The organism is Enterococcus sp. DIV2419 (assembly GCF_051711865.1).
GTDB lineage: Bacteria > Bacillota > Bacilli > Lactobacillales > Enterococcaceae > Enterococcus > Enterococcus faecalis.
In genome coordinates, this window is record NZ_JBIONS010000001.1 from 206,923 (window position 1) to 225,000 (window position 18,078).

The following is an 18,078-nucleotide window of genomic DNA, read 5'->3' on the forward strand; positions in this document are numbered from 1 at the left end:
GAGGGCCCTTGTTTGAATATTATCGAACGAATTAGCCAAACAGAAATTGCTAAATCATGGCGCAGTCAACTAATGACAACAGGAACGCGCCAACTAATTACTGGGTTATCAGGCTCTGCTAAAACATTACTGATGGCAGGCGCTTTACAAAAGACGCATCAAAAAATTGTTATTGCGGTCCCAAACCTATACTATGCCAATCAATTAGTAGATGATTTTTTAAATATTTTACCTTCAGAACAAGTTCATCTATTTCCAGTAGATGAAGTGTTATCCGCCGAAATGGCCTTTTCTTCACCAGAAGCGCGCGCAGATCGAGTGAGTGCGTTAAATTTCCTGATGACAGCGAATGCAGGAATCGTGGTCGTACCAGTAGCTGGACTACGAAAATATTTGCCAACGAAAGAAACGTGGCAAAATGCGCAACTTCATTGGGAAATCGGGACAGAAGTAGAACCTGAAATCCTCGCGCAACGCTTAGTGTTAATGGGCTATGAACGCCAATCGATGGTCGGAAAGCCTGGCGAATTTAGTATTCGCGGAAGCATTGTTGATGTCTATCCGCTAAATGCCGAATACCCTGTTCGGGTGGAACTGTTTGATGTTGAAATTGACTCAATCCGTTATTTTGAAGCGGATACTCAACGCTCATTAGAAAATCTTGAAGAAGTAACGATTTCACCAATGACTGATTTAGTATTCTCAAAGGCAGATATGAATCATGGCATGACGAGGTTACAAGATGCTCTAGAAAAACGTTTAGCGACAGCTAAAGATCAAACGGAGACCGATTTTTTAGAAGAATATTTTGGTCATTTGCTGTCTTCTTGGGAACAAGGGATTCCTACAGAAAATGCTCACTATTATACAGATTTTCTGTACCAACAAAAAACTACTCTGTTAGATTATTTACCAGAAAATAGTTTGCTTTTTGTGGATGATTATTCTCGTATGATGGAAACGGAGCGAGAAATCGCTAGAGAGGAAGCGGAATGGCAAACCCTGAAAATTGAAGAAATGCGCGTGTTTTCTGAACAAACTTTTGGCGTAGACTTTCATGATCAATTGCGAAAAACTGCACGAAATACGACCTTCTTTTCACTTTTTCAAAAAGGAATGGGGAATCTTCGTTTCCAAGAAGTCCATAATTTCCAATATCGTTCAATGCAACAATTCTTCGGTCAAATGCCGTTGCTAAAAGCGGAAGTGGACCGTTGGCAAAAGCAAAACCAAACGGTTGTTGTTTTTGTTCCTACGAAAGAACGGATTCAAAAAGTCGAAGAGCTATTCCAGGACTTTGACATACCTAGCGTAGTAAGCAATTGGGATCAGCTGTTAGATGGACATGTCCAAATTGTTCAAGGGGCATTACAAACAGGGTTTGAATTACCTAAAAACAAGCTCGTGGCGATTACGGAAAAAGAAATTTTTCATACAACGACCAAAAAACGGGCACGTCGTCAAACAATCTCTAATGCGGAACGTTTGAAAAGTTATAGCGACTTAAAAACGGGCGATTATGTCGTTCATGCGAATCACGGGATTGGTAAATATATTGGTATGGAAACCTTAGAAGTTGATGGGGTCCATCAAGATTACATGACTATCTTGTACCAAAATGATGACAAGTTATTTATTCCAGTAACACAATTGAACTTGATTCAAAAGTTCGTTGCTTCCGAGTCTAAAACGCCGAAAATTAACAAGCTAGGCGGCAGTGAATGGACGAAAACTAAACGAAAAGTTGCTTCGAAAATTGAAGATATCGCGGATGATTTAATCTTACTTTATGCGACAAGAGAATCGGAAAAAGGTTATGCTTTTCCGCCAGATGATGCGTATCAAAAAGAATTTGAAGAGGCTTTTCCGTATTCTGAAACAGATGATCAATTACGTAGTGCTGCCGAAATTAAACACGACATGGAAAAATCTCGACCAATGGATCGTTTGTTAGTTGGCGATGTAGGGTTTGGTAAAACAGAAGTGGCTTTACGAGCGGCTTTCAAAGCTGTTAGCAACAATAAACAGGTCGCCTTTTTAGTGCCAACAACTATTTTAGCGCAACAACATTACGAAACGATTCAAGAGCGGTTTGAGGGCTTTCCTGTAGAAATTGGTTTATTAAGTCGTTTCCGCACGAAAAAACAGCAAAATGAAACAATTGAAAAAATTAAACATGGCCAAGTAGATATTGTGATTGGTACCCATCGTTTATTGTCGCAAGATATTAATTTTAGTGATTTAGGCTTGTTGATTATTGATGAGGAACAACGGTTTGGAGTGAAACATAAAGAACGACTAAAACAATTGCGTTCACAAGTGGATGTCTTGACGTTAACAGCAACGCCAATCCCAAGGACCCTTCATATGTCAATGTTAGGTGTCCGTGATTTATCCGTCATCGAAACCCCACCAGAGAATCGTTATCCGATCCAAACGTATGTCATGGAAAATAATCCTGGGGCGATTCGGGAAGCGATTGAGCGAGAAATGGCCCGAGATGGCCAAGTCTTTTATTTATACAATCGAGTAGATACGATTGAACGAAAAGTTGAAGAGTTACAAGCACTAGTTCCAGATGCACGAATTGCGTATGCACATGGTCAAATGACAGAAGTACAACTGGAGAATACTTTGTTTGATTTTATTGAAGGACAATATGATATATTAGTCACTACAACGATTATTGAAACAGGAGTAGATATTCCTAATGCTAATACCTTGTTTGTAGAAAATGCGGACTACATGGGCTTATCTACGTTGTATCAATTACGTGGTCGTGTGGGGCGTAGCAATCGAGTGGCCTATGCTTATTTTATGTACGAACAGCAAAAAATCCTAAACGAAGTTAGTGAGAAACGTTTAGAAGCAATTAAAGACTTTACGGAATTAGGTTCTGGGTTCAAAATTGCGATGCGTGACCTTTCCATTCGAGGGGCCGGAAACCTTCTTGGTGCCCAACAACATGGCTTCATTGATTCGGTTGGGTTTGATATGTACTCACAGATGTTATCTGAGGCAGTTGCTCGTAAACAAGGAAAAAATATCCAAGACCAAAAAACGTCTGTTGAGATTGATTTGGGCATTGATGCTTATATTCCAGGAACGTATATTACAGACGAACGACAAAAAATTGAAATTTATAAACGGATTCGTCAATTAGAAAATATGGATATGTACGAAGAATTAGAAGCGGACTTGTTAGACCGCTTTGGAGAGTATCCTGACGAAGTGGCGCATTTATTAACCACTGGCCGTATCAAAATGGATGGCGACCGTGCCTTGTTAGAAAGTATTCGTAAACGCGACCAAAAAGTCAAGTTTGTGTTAAGTAAAATTGGCACAAAAACATACTCTGTGGAGCAGTTGTTTGAAGCGTTATCGGCCACCAGCTTAAAAGCGGATTTAGCAGTTGAGAAAGAACAAATGACTATTTCCTTGAAGTTGCCGAAAGATTGTAAAGAAGCTGTTTGGATTCAAGAAATTGCTACTTTTACAACCGCATTGCGACAAGAAAAATACAAACATTCGCAAGAAACGGATTCCCTTTAAAAGGAGGCCTAGAAGATGGCACAAAAAGAAATGCAACGAATGATGCAAGGTGCCGTTGTGTTAACCATTGCTTCCTTCATTGCAAAAGTGTTGAGTGCGTTTTATCGCGTTCCTTTTCAGAACTTTGTAGGGGATGAAGGATTTTACGTGTATCAGCAAGTTTATCCAATCTATGGGATTGCGATGACATTAGCATTGTCAGGCTTACCGCAATTTATTTCCAAAATTGTTGCTGAACAACCAGATATTCGGAGTCAAAAACAAGTGTTGCGCCAACTATATCCCTATGTGTTATGGTTAGCGATTGCTTGTTGGGCCTTCTTTTTCTTTGGTAGTCAAGAAATTGCTATTAGTATGGGGGATGCTGCACTCCAACCATTAATGGAAGTTGTTTCCTTTACCTTTTTACTCGTTCCAATTCTTTCTTTCTATCGTGGGAATTTTCAAGGTCATTTGTTGATGGTGCCTAGTGGTATTTCACAGGTGATGGAACAGTTTGTGCGTGTCGGGGTTATTCTAGTAGCTGCGTTGTCCTATCATTACTTTGGTGGCTCCATTTACCAAACGGGGACGGTGGCCATGAGTGGTGCGTTGGCTGGCGGTGTCTTAGCGGTACTTGTCTTATGGTACTACAATCGAAAAATTCTTAGTGGAAGTACGGAATACTTGCATCAATGGAAGATTATGCCTCAAACCACAGGACTATTTAAACGTTTAATGATTGAGGGTGGTTTGGTCTCTTTATATAGTGCTTTTCTGATTCTATTTCAATTAATTGATTCCTTTAAAGTAAAAAATGCCCTCATGCTTTTCGGGCTCTCTGATTTAGCTGCGAAAGTTGACAAAGGGGTCTATGATAGAGGACAACCACTAGTTCAATTAGGATTGGTAATTGCTTTAGCTTTAAGCTCGACCTTTTTACCAGGTTTGACAAAATATTTTATGAAAAAAGACCGTCAACAATTTTTACAAGTTGCAAAAATCTTTTTGCGTCTTACCACAACCTTGGCATCGGCGGCTTCGATTGGTCTGATGATGTTATTGCCGTACATGAACTTTACGCTTTTTAAAGATTATAAAGGCAACGATGTTTTAGGGGTGTATGTTTTATCCATCGCTTTTATGGCCATTATTCAGGCCTACCAAAGTATTGAACAAAGTCGCAATCGTTTTAAAGGTCCTTTAGTGGCAGCTGGTGTGGGCTTATTAGTGAAATTACTGACAACGGGCTTTTTCACCATTCGTTGGGGAACATTAGGTGCTAGTTGGTCTACTATTCTTGGGTTACTAGCGACGTTATTCGTTTTAGTCCGACAATCGGATGCAGCGATTAATTGTTTTGTTCGAGAACGAAACTTTTTGAAAAAACTGTTGCTTAGTTTAGCAATCATGATGCTGTCATTACTGGTCTATCAAGGAATTATCTCCATCTTGTTCCAAGGTGTGCATCACCGAAGTCAAGCGTTTTTCGTTACAGTTTTAGGTGTTGCAGTGGGTGGTACAGTTTTTATTAGCACCATCATTAAGGTAGAATTATTTACGATACGTGAATGGTTAAGTTTACCGTATGGCGCAAAAATTTTACGGATGAGACAAAAAAAATAAAAGAGGTGAATGTGATGCGGTTAGATAAATTTTTAAAAGTTTCTCGCATTATTAAAAGAAGAACAGTTGCCAAAGAAGTCGCTGATAAAGGTCGGATTCAAATCAACGGAGTCTTAGCCAAATCTTCTAGTACTGTTAAGATTGGTGACCTTGTCAAAATTCAATTTGGGAACAGAATTTTAGAAGTAGAAGTCCTGCAACTAAATGACTCTACGAAAAAAGAAGATGCCACAAAAATGTATGAAATAAAATCAGAAACACGTGTCTCTGAAGAATAAACAGGTGAGGATGGAGCGCTTGGCAAGTTCATTGAAAAGATGAATATTCCAAGCGCTTCATCCTTTCAGCGTTTTAATGAAACAGACGCGCCGCTTTTGAAAAAAATTAATAAATCAACCGCTGTTATTTCAAAAGCAAAGAATATTTTAGAAAAAAGCTTGATTTTCTTTAACTTCTCTGAAATTAACATTAGACAAGGTTCTTAGATGTTGGTATAATAAAACGGACAATCCAAAGCGAGTGGAGCGAGACGATGGGAAAGAATGAAAAAAACTCGAAGAAAGTTGCGGCATTGGAAAATGACTACACGAAAGAACAGTATGTCGAATTCCAAAAACAACAGAAACAATTGATTTTTAGACGCAGACGCTTGGCAGCGATTTTTCTCGTGGCCTTCATTATTTTTGCCTTTTCTGGCATCCAATTGATGAAAGATTATCATCGCTTAGGTGCTTTCAAACAAGAACGAGCAGATGCAATTGCTGAATCCGTAGCAGTTGATAAGAAGGTCAAGGATCTAAAAAAAGACGTTGCTTTGTTAAAAGATGATGATTATGTGGCAAAATTAGCACGTAGCCGTTTCCTTCTCTCAAAAGAAGGCGAACAGATTTATCCCACACCAGAACAAATGAAAAAAACACAGACTTCTGGAGCGGAAGAAAGCAAGAGCAGTTCAGAAAAAAATAGTCAATCACAGTCTTCAACTGAAACAACTAAGTCTTCAGCTGAATAAACTGCAATTATAATTAGGGAAAAAATAGGAGGAACAATTTTTTTATGTCAATCGAAGTAGGAGCTAAATTGCCAGGAAAAGTGTCAGGGATTACTAACTTTGGTGCATTTATTGATTTAGGAGAAGGAAAAACTGGGTTAGTACACATCAGTGAAGTGTCTAATGGATTCGTTAAAGATATTCATGATGTATTAACAGTAGGTGACGAAGTAACAGTGAAAGTAACCTCAGTTGGTGACGACGGCAAAATTGGCTTATCGATCCGTAAAGCACAAGAGCCAGCAGAAGGGCAACAACCAAAACGTGAATTTCAACGTCGTGAAAACAATTATGAGAATCGTGACCGTAATCCACGCGCAGGGGGCAAAAAGCCTTTCAATAAACCACAAGCAAATAACAATAACAATAAACAAGATTTTGACTCATTGATGAGCTCTTTCTTGAAAGATAGTGATGATCGTTTATCTTCATTAAAACGTAATACTGAAGGCAAACGTGGCGGACGTGGCGGACGTCGCGGCTAAGCACAAACAAATAGGGGGACTGGGGATAACGAATGGGTTATTTCTCGGTTCCTCTTTTATTCTAAGGAAGAAAGAAGGGCGAACAATGTTTTGGCAGTTTTATAAACGAGGAAAAGAACAAGGATTTTGGCAACCGCATCAAACAATCGTGGTCGCCGTTTCTGGTGGTGTAGACTCCATGGCCCTTTTGACGTTAATGGAACAGGTGGCAGAAAAAGAACAATTACAATTGGTTGTTGCACACGTCAATCATCAATTGCGAGAAGCGTCGGCACAGGAAGCGCAATATCTCGCTACCTATTGTCAGCAGCGAGAGCTAACGTATTATGAAACACGTTGGGAAGACCCTGAAAAGCAACGGAATTTAGAAGCAAAAGCGCGCACATTTCGTTATGAATTTTTTAAAGAAGTCATGGAAATTGAAGGTGCGGCGGTCTTAATGACGGCACATCATCTAGACGATCAAGCGGAAACGATTTTAATGAAACTGATTCGAGGAACTAATTTTTCCCATTCCGCGGGCATTAAAGAGAGACGTCCTTTTGCGACAGGGGAATTGATTCGTCCGTTACTCATTTATCCAAAAGAAGAATTGTATCAATTTGCACAGCGCCAAGCATTCGTTTATTTTGAGGACGAAACGAACCAAACCAATGAATATTTGAGAAATCGGCTCCGTAATCAGGTTTTGCCGCTATTAAAGCAGGAAAATCCGCAATTCTTAGATCAGATTGCTTCTTTTAGTAATGAACAACGTTTTGCCCAAGAATTTATTCAAGAACAAATTGAGCCTCAATTATCTGAAGCCGTAGAACCGACCAAACAAGGATGGCGCATTCCTTTGAAGAGATTATTAAAAGAAACGCTTGCGTACCAGCACTTCTTTTTAACCGCGTTTTTCCAAAAAACATTAGTGCCATTAGGGGTTTCGTTAAACCAACGCCAGATGACACAAATTTTAAAAGTTTTGAATGATGAACGGCAACCGCAAGGCTCGGTTATGTTAGAACAGCAATGGCAACTAGCTAAAAGTTATGATTGGCTATGCTTAGAACAAAAACAGGCTGCACAGCGAGAAGAAGTTACACATTTATTAGTACCTGGTGCGGGGATTTATTTATCGGAAACCGAGTGGCTAGGATTAATTGCGACAGACAAACCGTTTCCTCTTCCTGAAGAGATTAATCAGTGGACGGGTCAGTTGTTAGCGATCCCGTTGACCACAGCCACACCTTTGACCGTTCGTCATCGCCAAAGTGGTGATCGGATTACATTAAAACCAGGGTTTACGAAAAAATTAAGCAGAGTTTTTATTGATCAAAAAGTGCCAAATGAAGCGAGAGAGAGTGCTTGGGTCATTACGGATGAGCAAGAGGAAATCATTTGGGTACCAAAATTTGCAAATTCCTATTTGAGTATTCCTTTAGAAACTGATAAAATACACTACAGACTCCTTTTTAAGACAAAGGAGTAATGCTGAAAGGAGCGCACTATGATAGAAAAAGATATTGAGAAAGTCCTAATCTCCAAAGAAGAAATTCTTGCGAAGTCTGCAGAGCTTGGCAAGCAACTGACAGAAGAATATCAAGGGAAAAATCCTTTAGTGGTCGGTATTTTAAAAGGTGCAGTACCATTTATGGCTGATTTGACTCGTGAAATCAATACTTATTTAGAATTGGACTTTATGGATGTATCTAGCTACGGCAACGCGACAGTTTCTTCAGGCGAAGTAAAAATTGTCAAAGACTTGGACACAAATGTCGAAGGTAGACATATTTTAATCGTAGAAGATATCATCGATAGTGGTCGTACATTAGCGTATTTAGTAGATTTGTTTAGATACCGTAAAGCTGCATCTGTGAAAATTGTTACCTTATTAGATAAACCAGAAGGCCGTGTGGTAGACATTAAAGCTGACTACGTAGGGTTTGATGTGCCCAATGAGTTTGTGGTCGGTTACGGATTAGACTATGCAGAAACGTACCGCAACTTGCCTTATATTGGCGTTTTAAAACCTGAAGTTTACGAATCAAATTAATATCTATCAAGGAATTAATTGTGTTACAATGTAAAGGTCAGGATTGATAAAAGAATAACATGAATTGTAATGATGAGCATAAGGAGGACAGGCATGAACAAAAAGAATAATGGCATGAAAAATGGTTTATACTACGTCTTAGTAGTACTTGCCATGGTCATGGTTGTCTATTTCATTTTTGGAAATAACAACCAACAATCGCCAGACATCGATTACTCAACCTTCCAACAACAATTGGAAGACGGAAAAGTCAAAGACATGACCATTCAACCAACCAATGGGGTTTACCGGATTGAAGGTCAGTATAAAGAAAAACAAGAAGTGAAAGACACAGGTGGTCTGTCATTGTGGGGCTCAACGCAAGCGTCGTCAAAAGGCTTCACAACAACCGTTTTACCTAGTGATACAACCTTAGCTGGCATTCAAGATGCGGCACAAAATAACAAGGTGAAGCTAGTTGTCAAAGAACAATCAACAAGTGGTGCTTGGTTGTCACTGTTGTTTAGTTTCTTACCATTAGTGATTATTTTCTTCTTCTTCTACATGATGATGAGCCAACAAGGCGGTGGCGGTGGCGGCGGTGGCCGTGTGATGAACTTCGGTAAATCAAAAGCCAAAGAAGCCGATAAAAAAGCTAACCGTGTCCGCTTCTCAGATGTAGCTGGTGCGGAAGAAGAAAAACAAGAATTAGTTGAAGTAGTGGAATTCTTAAAAGATCCACGTCGTTTCGCTGAATTAGGCGCACGGATTCCTGCGGGCGTACTATTAGAAGGACCTCCAGGGACTGGTAAAACGTTACTTGCTAAAGCCGTAGCAGGTGAAGCAGGTGTGCCATTTTACTCAATCTCAGGTTCAGATTTCGTTGAAATGTTTGTCGGGGTCGGTGCTAGCCGTGTCCGGGATTTATTTGAAACAGCGAAGAAAAACGCGCCTGCGATTATCTTTATCGATGAAATAGATGCAGTTGGTCGTCAACGTGGTGCTGGTATGGGTGGCGGACACGACGAACGTGAACAAACCCTTAACCAATTATTAGTTGAGATGGATGGTTTTGATGGCAATGAAGGAGTTATCGTAATTGCTGCAACGAACCGTTCAGACGTGTTAGACCCAGCGTTGTTACGTCCAGGTCGTTTTGACCGCCAAATCTTGGTAGGACGTCCAGATGTCAAAGGTCGTGAAGCGATTTTACGTGTTCATGCGAAAAACAAGCCATTAGCTGATGACGTTGATTTGAAAGTTGTTGCACAACAAACACCAGGTTTTGCTGGTGCTGATTTAGAAAATGTCTTAAACGAAGCAGCCTTAGTTGCCGCTCGTCGTAACAAGAAAAAAATTGATGCTTCTGATGTGGATGAAGCCGAAGACCGCGTAATTGCTGGTCCAGCTAAAAAAGATCGCGTGATTAATAAAAAAGAACGCGAAATGGTGGCTTACCATGAAGCGGGACACACAATTGTTGGTTTAGTCTTAAGTCGTGCCCGTGTTGTCCACAAAGTAACAATTATCCCTCGTGGTCGCGCAGGCGGTTATATGATTGCTTTACCAAAAGAAGATCAATTCTTAATGACTAAAGAAGATATGTTTGAACAAATCGTTGGCTTACTTGGTGGACGTACAGCAGAAGAAATTATCTTTGGCGTTCAATCAACAGGGGCTTCAAATGACTTTGAACAAGCAACAGGGATTGCCCGTAGCATGGTAACGGAATATGGAATGAGTGACAAATTAGGACCTGTTCAATATGAAGGAAACCATCAAGTCTTTGTCGGTCGTGATTATGGTCAAACAAAAGCTTACTCAGAACAAGTGGCGTTTGAAATCGATCAGGAAGTTCGCCGTATACTAATGGATGCTCATACGAAAGCGCATGAAATTATCGAAGCGCACCGTGAACAACATAAACTAATCGCTGAAAAACTATTAGAATATGAAACATTAGATGCAAAAGCAATCAAATCATTATTTGAAACAGGTAAAATGCCTGAAGGTGCTGACAGCGACTATCCTAGTGAAAAAGAAGCGCAAACATTCGAAGAAGCAAAACGTGCTTTAGAAGAAAAAGAAGCGCAAAAACAAGTTGAAGAAAAGCAAGACTTTGAAGAAGCGAAAAAAGAATTACATGATGAAGCAGAAGAAGTCAAAGTAGAAAGCGAACAAACAGAAAAAGAAGTCCAATCTGAAGAGAAAAAAGATTCAGATTCCAATTCTGAATATGATCGCAATAACTACGAAGATCGTTATAAATAACCAATTAGTAGAAGGTGCAGTATTTGTCGAGTTGACGAATACTGCACCTTCTATAATATTAAGATATTCTATAGAAGGAAGATTATTTGGTTGAAAAAACACCTGATTCCTAGTATTATCTGACTAATGGACAAAAAAGCACCAAGAGAAGAGGAAAAAGAATGGAAGATTATTTAGTAAAAGCCCTTTGTTATAAAGGTTCAATTCGAGCATATGCCATCAGTGCCACTGAAACTGTTAGTGAAGCGCAAAGAAGACATGATACATGGAGTTCTTCTACCGCAGCGTTAGGACGCACATTGATTGGAGCCCTTTTACTAGGAGCGACTTTAAAAGGTGACGATAAATTAACTGTAAAAGTACAAGGAAATGGCCCAGCTGGCGCTATAATTGTTGATAGTAATGGCCGTGGAGAAACAAAAGGCTACATTAAAAATCCACATGTCAGCTTAAAGTTGAATGCAACAGGTAAAATTGATGTACGTGGTGCTGTCGGTAACGAAGGAATTTTCACAGTCATTAAAGATTTAGGATTAAAAGAAACCTTTTCTGGACAAACACCTATTGTTTCTGGTGAAATCGGTGAAGACTTTACATATTTTATGGCGGTCTCTGAACAAGTTCCTTCAGCTATCGGTTTAGGTGTATTGGTGGACACGGATGAATCTGTGAAAGCAGCCGGTGGTTTTATGATTCAAGTAATGCCAGGTGCCGATGAAAGTACCATTGATTTTATTGAACAGCGTCTAGCGGAAGTGCCACCAATTTCACAATTACTAGAAAATGGAGAAACACCTGAACAAGTCTTGTATCGCTTATTGGGAGAAGACGAAGTAGAAATTTTAGAAAAAATGCCTGTACAATTTAAATGTGACTGTTCCAAAGAAAAATTTGCGACCGCTTTGATTGCTGTTGGGATCGATGAATTAAATGCGATGATTGATGAAGATCATGGAGCAGAAGCAGTTTGTCAATTCTGTAACAATAAATATCACTATAGTGAAGAAGAATTAATTGAACTTCGCGATGAAGCGATTCGCAATACGAAACAAAAGTAGGAGGAAAGACTATGTGGAAAATTGGAGACGTTGAAATCCCCAACCGTGTTGTCGTAGCTCCGATGGCGGGTATTAGTAACGCCGCTTTTCGTGTGACTGTAAAAGAATTTGGCGCAGGATTAGTCGTTTGTGAAATGATTAGTGACAAAGGAATTAAATTAAGAAACAAAAAAACCTTAGAAATGCTATATATTGATGAGCGGGAATATCCTTTAAGTGTACAAATTTTTGGTGGAGATAAAGAAACATTAGTGGAAGCTGCTAAGTTTGTGGAAGAAAATACGCAAGCGGCGATTATTGATATTAACATGGGTTGCCCTGTCAATAAAATAATTAAAGCTGAAGCTGGTGCGAAATGGTTGCTGGATCCGAATAAAGTGCATGAGATGGTTCACGCAGTCTCTTCGGCAGTTTCTTTGCCTGTTACTGTAAAAATGCGAACAGGCTGGGATGAAGATCATCTATATGCTGTAGACAACGCTTTGGCTGCCGAACAAGCAGGGGCTTCGGCAATTGCTATGCATGGTCGGACACGTGTCCAAATGTACGAAGGGACAGCCAACTGGGACGTTTTAAAGGAAGTGAAAAAGCATTTAACCATTCCTTTTATGGGAAATGGCGATGTCAAAACGCCTGAAGATGCTAAACGCATGTTAGAATATGTTGGAGCGGATGGTGTGATGATTGGTCGAGCTGCTTTGGGCAATCCTTGGATGATTCAACGGACGAAAGAATACTTGGAAACGGGCGAATTGATGCCTGAGCCTTCACCAGCTGAAAAAATTAACATTGCAAAAGTTCATTTACAACGATTAGTGGATTTAAAAGGTGAAAAAATTGCGGTCCGTGAGTTTCGCCAACATGCTTCTTACTATCTAAAAGGAATTTCGCGAGCAGCCAAAGTGAAAGTTGCGATTAACCAAGTTGAAACACAACAAGCAGTTGTCGATTTACTTGATGCCTTTGTAGAGAAGATTTCCAAAGTTGCTGTAACTACTATAGAAGAATAAAAAATTCAAGCCGAAAGTAAAATTCGGCTTGCTTTTTTTCGAATTACTGTGGCATTATTAGGATAGGTTGAAATCAAGAATGGAGGAACAACAGTGGCAGAAGAACAACAAGCGCATTTAGAGGATTTAAATGATCAAATGCTCGTGCGCCGCGAAAAAATGGAAGCTTTACGTGAAGAAGGGATTGATCCTTTCGGTAAACGTTTCGATCGCACTCATAATTCAGCAGAACTTCATGAACAATATGATAATCATACAAAAGAAGAACTTAGTGAAATGAATACAGAAGTCAGCGTTGCTGGACGTATGATGACAAAACGTGGTAAAGGAAAAGCTGGTTTCGCCCATTTGCAAGACCGTGAAGGCCAAATTCAAATTTATGTTCGGAAGGACCAAGTTGGAGATGAAGCCTATGAACTATTTAAACATGCTGACTTAGGCGACTTCTTTGGTGTGACAGGTCAAGTAATGAAAACCAATACGGGGGAAGTTACTGTTAAAGCTCAAACAATTACGTTATTAACTAAAGCTTTGCGTCCGTTGCCAGATAAATACCATGGATTAACGAATGTGGAACAACGCTATCGTCAACGCTATTTGGATTTAATCAGTAACAAAGAAAGCTTTGATCGTTTCATGAAACGCAGTCAAATTATTAGCGAAATCCGTCGTTATCTAGATGGCAATGGCTATGTCGAAGTAGAAACGCCTGTCTTGCATAACGAAGCAGGAGGAGCTGCTGCTCGTCCATTTATCACACACCATAATGCATTAGATATGGACTTATACTTACGCATTGCCCTAGAGTTACATTTAAAACGTTTAATTGTCGGTGGCATGGAAAAAGTATATGAAATTGGTCGTGTCTTCCGTAATGAAGGAATCGATACCACTCATAACCCAGAATTTACAATGCTAGAAGCTTATACCGCTTATACTGATTATCAAGATGTGATGGATTTAACAGAGGGAATTATTCGTAATGCTGCGGAAAAAGTCTTAGGAACTACTGATATCACGTACGATGGTCAAGCGGTTGACTTAGGAAGTCCTTTCAAACGTCTACACATGGTAGATGCGGTCAAAGAACAAACGGGCGTAGATTTTTGGCAAGAGATGACGATAGAAGAAGCCCGTGCGTTGGCTAAAGAACATAATGTTGAAATTACAGATGCCATGACAGTCGGTCATATCATTAATGAATTTTTCGAAACATTTGTAGAAGATACGTTGCAACAACCAACATTTATTTATGGTCACCCAGTCGCTGTTTCACCATTAGCGAAGAAAAATCCAGAAGATGGTCGTTTCACTGACCGCTTTGAACTGTTTATTATCGGAAAAGAGTTTGCTAATGCATTTACAGAATTAAATGATCCAATTGACCAACGTGAACGTTTTGAAGAACAAGAAAAAGAACGGGAACAAGGAAATGATGAAGCACACGGAGTAGATGAAGATTTCATCGAAGCCTTAGAATATGGCTTACCACCAACCGGAGGATTAGGTATTGGGATTGATCGACTAGTTATGTTATTGACTGATGCACAATCAATTCGTGATGTCTTGCTATTCCCAACAATGAGATAAAAAAAGATGCCTTAAGGGCATCTTTTTTTTGTATTCGCAAAAAAATAAATAAAAAAATCGAAGATGAGTAATAAAAAGAATGGGTAATCTGATAAAAAAAACGAACTTTATCTAATCGGATAAGAAAGAATAATCGGTATTGAAAAAAAGTTTAAAAAAAGTGAAAATAATGATTGACCAATGCTTGAAATCTTGGTATATTATTACATGTCGCAAGGCGAGTCACACAGCTGAGCGATTCAGAAATCAATAATTAAATAACAATTCTTGATTTCAAATCTCTCGAAAAAAGTTTGAAAAAACAACAAAAAAGTTGTTGACAAATAACAAACGAGATGATAAGATATAGAAGTTGTCACAACAGACAACAACAACCGAGCAAAACAACTTAAAAAAACTTTTTTAAAAAAGTTCTTGACATTCAAACGAAAGTTTGTTATGATATAAAAGTTGCTGCGAGGTAACGTAGACCTTTGAAAACTGAACAAAGAATAGACGAACCAAATGTGTAGGGCGTCTTGATTCAATTCAAGACAACAAACATTTTTAACAAGCAAGCAATATGCTAGCAAACAAATTGAGCTTAACAATCGCAAGATTGTTCTAACTTTTATTATGAGAGTTTGATCCTGGCTCAGGACGAACGCTGGCGGCGTGCCTAATACATGCAAGTCGAACGCTTCTTTCCTCCCGAGTGCTTGCACTCAATTGGAAAGAGGAGTGGCGGACGGGTGAGTAACACGTGGGTAACCTACCCATCAGAGGGGGATAACACTTGGAAACAGGTGCTAATACCGCATAACAGTTTATGCCGCATGGCATAAGAGTGAAAGGCGCTTTCGGGTGTCGCTGATGGATGGACCCGCGGTGCATTAGCTAGTTGGTGAGGTAACGGCTCACCAAGGCCACGATGCATAGCCGACCTGAGAGGGTGATCGGCCACACTGGGACTGAGACACGGCCCAGACTCCTACGGGAGGCAGCAGTAGGGAATCTTCGGCAATGGACGAAAGTCTGACCGAGCAACGCCGCGTGAGTGAAGAAGGTTTTCGGATCGTAAAACTCTGTTGTTAGAGAAGAACAAGGACGTTAGTAACTGAACGTCCCCTGACGGTATCTAACCAGAAAGCCACGGCTAACTACGTGCCAGCAGCCGCGGTAATACGTAGGTGGCAAGCGTTGTCCGGATTTATTGGGCGTAAAGCGAGCGCAGGCGGTTTCTTAAGTCTGATGTGAAAGCCCCCGGCTCAACCGGGGAGGGTCATTGGAAACTGGGAGACTTGAGTGCAGAAGAGGAGAGTGGAATTCCATGTGTAGCGGTGAAATGCGTAGATATATGGAGGAACACCAGTGGCGAAGGCGGCTCTCTGGTCTGTAACTGACGCTGAGGCTCGAAAGCGTGGGGAGCAAACAGGATTAGATACCCTGGTAGTCCACGCCGTAAACGATGAGTGCTAAGTGTTGGAGGGTTTCCGCCCTTCAGTGCTGCAGCAAACGCATTAAGCACTCCGCCTGGGGAGTACGACCGCAAGGTTGAAACTCAAAGGAATTGACGGGGGCCCGCACAAGCGGTGGAGCATGTGGTTTAATTCGAAGCAACGCGAAGAACCTTACCAGGTCTTGACATCCTTTGACCACTCTAGAGATAGAGCTTTCCCTTCGGGGACAAAGTGACAGGTGGTGCATGGTTGTCGTCAGCTCGTGTCGTGAGATGTTGGGTTAAGTCCCGCAACGAGCGCAACCCTTATTGTTAGTTGCCATCATTTAGTTGGGCACTCTAGCGAGACTGCCGGTGACAAACCGGAGGAAGGTGGGGATGACGTCAAATCATCATGCCCCTTATGACCTGGGCTACACACGTGCTACAATGGGAAGTACAACGAGTCGCTAGACCGCGAGGTCATGCAAATCTCTTAAAGCTTCTCTCAGTTCGGATTGCAGGCTGCAACTCGCCTGCATGAAGCCGGAATCGCTAGTAATCGCGGATCAGCACGCCGCGGTGAATACGTTCCCGGGCCTTGTACACACCGCCCGTCACACCACGAGAGTTTGTAACACCCGAAGTCGGTGAGGTAACCTTTTTGGAGCCAGCCGCCTAAGGTGGGATAGATGATTGGGGTGAAGTCGTAACAAGGTAGCCGTATCGGAAGGTGCGGCTGGATCACCTCCTTTCTAAGGAATATTACGGAAATACACATTTCGTCTTTACTTTGTTCAGTTTTGAGAGGTCTACTCTCAAAACATTCGTTCATTGAAAACTGGATATTGAAGTAAAAAGAATCAAAACAAACCGAGAACACCGCGTTGAATGAGTTTTTTAATAAGTTCAATTGCTTATTTATTGATTAACCTTCTATCGCTAGAAGAAGTGATCAAGACCCAACCGTAAGGTTGATAAGGTTAAGTGAATAAGGGCGCACGGTGGATGCCTTGGCACTAGGAGCCGATGAAGGACGGGACTAACACCGATATGCTTTGGGGAGCTGTAAGTAAGCTATGATCCAGAGATTTCCGAATGGGGGAACCCAATATCTTTTATAGGATATTACTTTTCAGTGAATACATAGCTGATTAGAGGTAGACGCAGAGAACTGAAACATCTTAGTACCTGCAGGAAGAGAAAGAAAATTCGATTCCCTGAGTAGCGGCGAGCGAAACGGGAAGAGCCCAAACCAACAAGCTTGCTTGTTGGGGTTGTAGGACTCCAATATGGTAGTCTGTTAGTATAGTTGAAGGATTTGGAAAATTCCGCTAAAGAGGGTGAAAGCCCCGTAGACGAAATGCTGACAACACCTAGGAGGATCCTGAGTACGGCGGAACACGAGAAATTCCGTCGGAATCCGCGGGGACCATCCCGCAAGGCTAAATACTCCCTAGTGACCGATAGTGAACCAGTACCGTGAGGGAAAGGTGAAAAGCACCCCGGAAGGGGAGTGAAATAGATCCTGAAACCGTGTGCCTACAACAAGTCAAAGCTCGTTAATGAGTGATGGCGTGCCTTTTGTAGAATGAACCGGCGAGTTACGATTGCATGCGAGGTTAAGTCGAAGAGACGGAGCCGCAGCGAAAGCGAGTCTGAATAGGGCGAATGAGTATGTAGTCGTAGACCCGAAACCATGTGATCTACCCATGTCCAGGTTGAAGGTGCGGTAAAACGCACTGGAGGACCGAACCCACGTACGTTGAAAAGTGCGGGGATGAGGTGTGGGTAGCGGAGAAATTCCAAACGAACTTGGAGATAGCTGGTTCTCTCCGAAATAGCTTTAGGGCTAGCCTCGGAATTGAGAATGATGGAGGTAGAGCACTGTTTGGACTAGGGGCCCATCTCGGGTTACCGAATTCAGATAAACTCCGAATGCCATTCATTTATATCCGGGAGTCAGACTGCGAGTGATAAGATCCGTAGTCGAAAGGGAAACAGCCCAGACCACCAGCTAAG

At 41.0% G+C, this 18,078-nt stretch carries 11 protein-coding genes and 2 rRNA genes (1 of these 13 only partly in view); all 13 read left to right on the forward strand.

Translation table 11 applies throughout. The features are described from left to right. Nucleotides 1-12 precede the first annotated feature (12 nt). Complete coding sequence (mfd, locus tag IGI97_RS01010) at nt 13-3,552, forward strand: transcription-repair coupling factor (RefSeq protein ID WP_438737812.1); 3,540 nt, start codon at nt 13-15, stop codon at nt 3,550-3,552. 15 nt (nt 3,553-3,567) lie between these two features. After that, on the forward strand, nt 3,568-5,157 hold the full coding sequence (locus IGI97_RS01015) for a putative polysaccharide biosynthesis protein (RefSeq protein ID WP_048738147.1): 1,590 nt from the start codon (nt 3,568-3,570) through the stop codon (nt 5,155-5,157). A 14-nt stretch (nt 5,158-5,171) separates the two neighbouring features. After that, nucleotides 5,172-5,435, forward strand: coding sequence for an RNA-binding S4 domain-containing protein (locus tag IGI97_RS01020; protein WP_002356255.1), 264 nt, complete (start codon nt 5,172-5,174; stop codon nt 5,433-5,435). A 254-nt stretch (nt 5,436-5,689) separates the two neighbouring features. Continuing rightward, nucleotides 5,690-6,169 carry an FtsB family cell division protein gene (locus tag IGI97_RS01025; RefSeq protein WP_002356257.1) on the forward strand — a complete coding sequence of 160 codons (480 nt, stop codon included), beginning with the start codon at nt 5,690-5,692 and terminating at the stop codon, nt 6,167-6,169. A gap of 44 nt (nt 6,170-6,213) precedes the next feature. Beyond that, on the forward strand, nt 6,214-6,693 hold the full coding sequence (locus IGI97_RS01030; protein WP_002356258.1) for a S1 domain-containing RNA-binding protein: 480 nt from the start codon (nt 6,214-6,216) through the stop codon (nt 6,691-6,693). A gap of 85 nt (nt 6,694-6,778) precedes the next feature. After that, nucleotides 6,779-8,167: a tRNA lysidine(34) synthetase TilS gene (gene tilS / locus IGI97_RS01035; RefSeq protein WP_324648870.1), complete on the forward strand. Its 1,389-nt coding sequence runs from the start codon at nt 6,779-6,781 to the stop codon at nt 8,165-8,167. An 18-nt stretch (nt 8,168-8,185) separates the two neighbouring features. Next, a complete protein-coding gene (gene hpt / locus IGI97_RS01040) occupies nt 8,186-8,731 on the forward strand; it encodes a hypoxanthine phosphoribosyltransferase (protein ID WP_002356260.1) in 546 nt (181 codons plus the stop codon). A gap of 93 nt (nt 8,732-8,824) precedes the next feature. Further along, nucleotides 8,825-10,981, forward strand: a complete 2,157-nt coding sequence (gene ftsH, locus IGI97_RS01045; RefSeq protein ID WP_002363441.1) for an ATP-dependent zinc metalloprotease FtsH — start codon at nt 8,825-8,827, stop codon at nt 10,979-10,981. A gap of 161 nt (nt 10,982-11,142) precedes the next feature. Further along, nucleotides 11,143-12,039, forward strand: coding sequence for an Hsp33 family molecular chaperone HslO (gene hslO, locus IGI97_RS01050; protein WP_002359370.1), 897 nt, complete (start codon nt 11,143-11,145; stop codon nt 12,037-12,039). 11 nt (nt 12,040-12,050) lie between these two features. Continuing rightward, a complete protein-coding gene (gene dusB / locus IGI97_RS01055; protein WP_002356263.1) occupies nt 12,051-13,049 on the forward strand; it encodes a tRNA dihydrouridine synthase DusB in 999 nt (332 codons plus the stop codon). Nucleotides 13,050-13,142: 93 nt separating this feature from the next. After that, a complete protein-coding gene (gene lysS, locus IGI97_RS01060) occupies nt 13,143-14,639 on the forward strand; it encodes a lysine--tRNA ligase (RefSeq protein ID WP_002359372.1) in 1,497 nt (498 codons plus the stop codon). 611 nt (nt 14,640-15,250) lie between these two features. Next, nucleotides 15,251-16,811 (forward strand): 16S ribosomal RNA (locus tag IGI97_RS01065). Nucleotides 16,812-17,037: 226 nt separating this feature from the next. Continuing rightward, a 23S ribosomal RNA gene (locus tag IGI97_RS01070) occupies nt 17,038-18,078 on the forward strand (it continues 1,872 nt past the right edge of the window). Together the 16S and 23S rRNA genes form the textbook arrangement of a ribosomal RNA operon.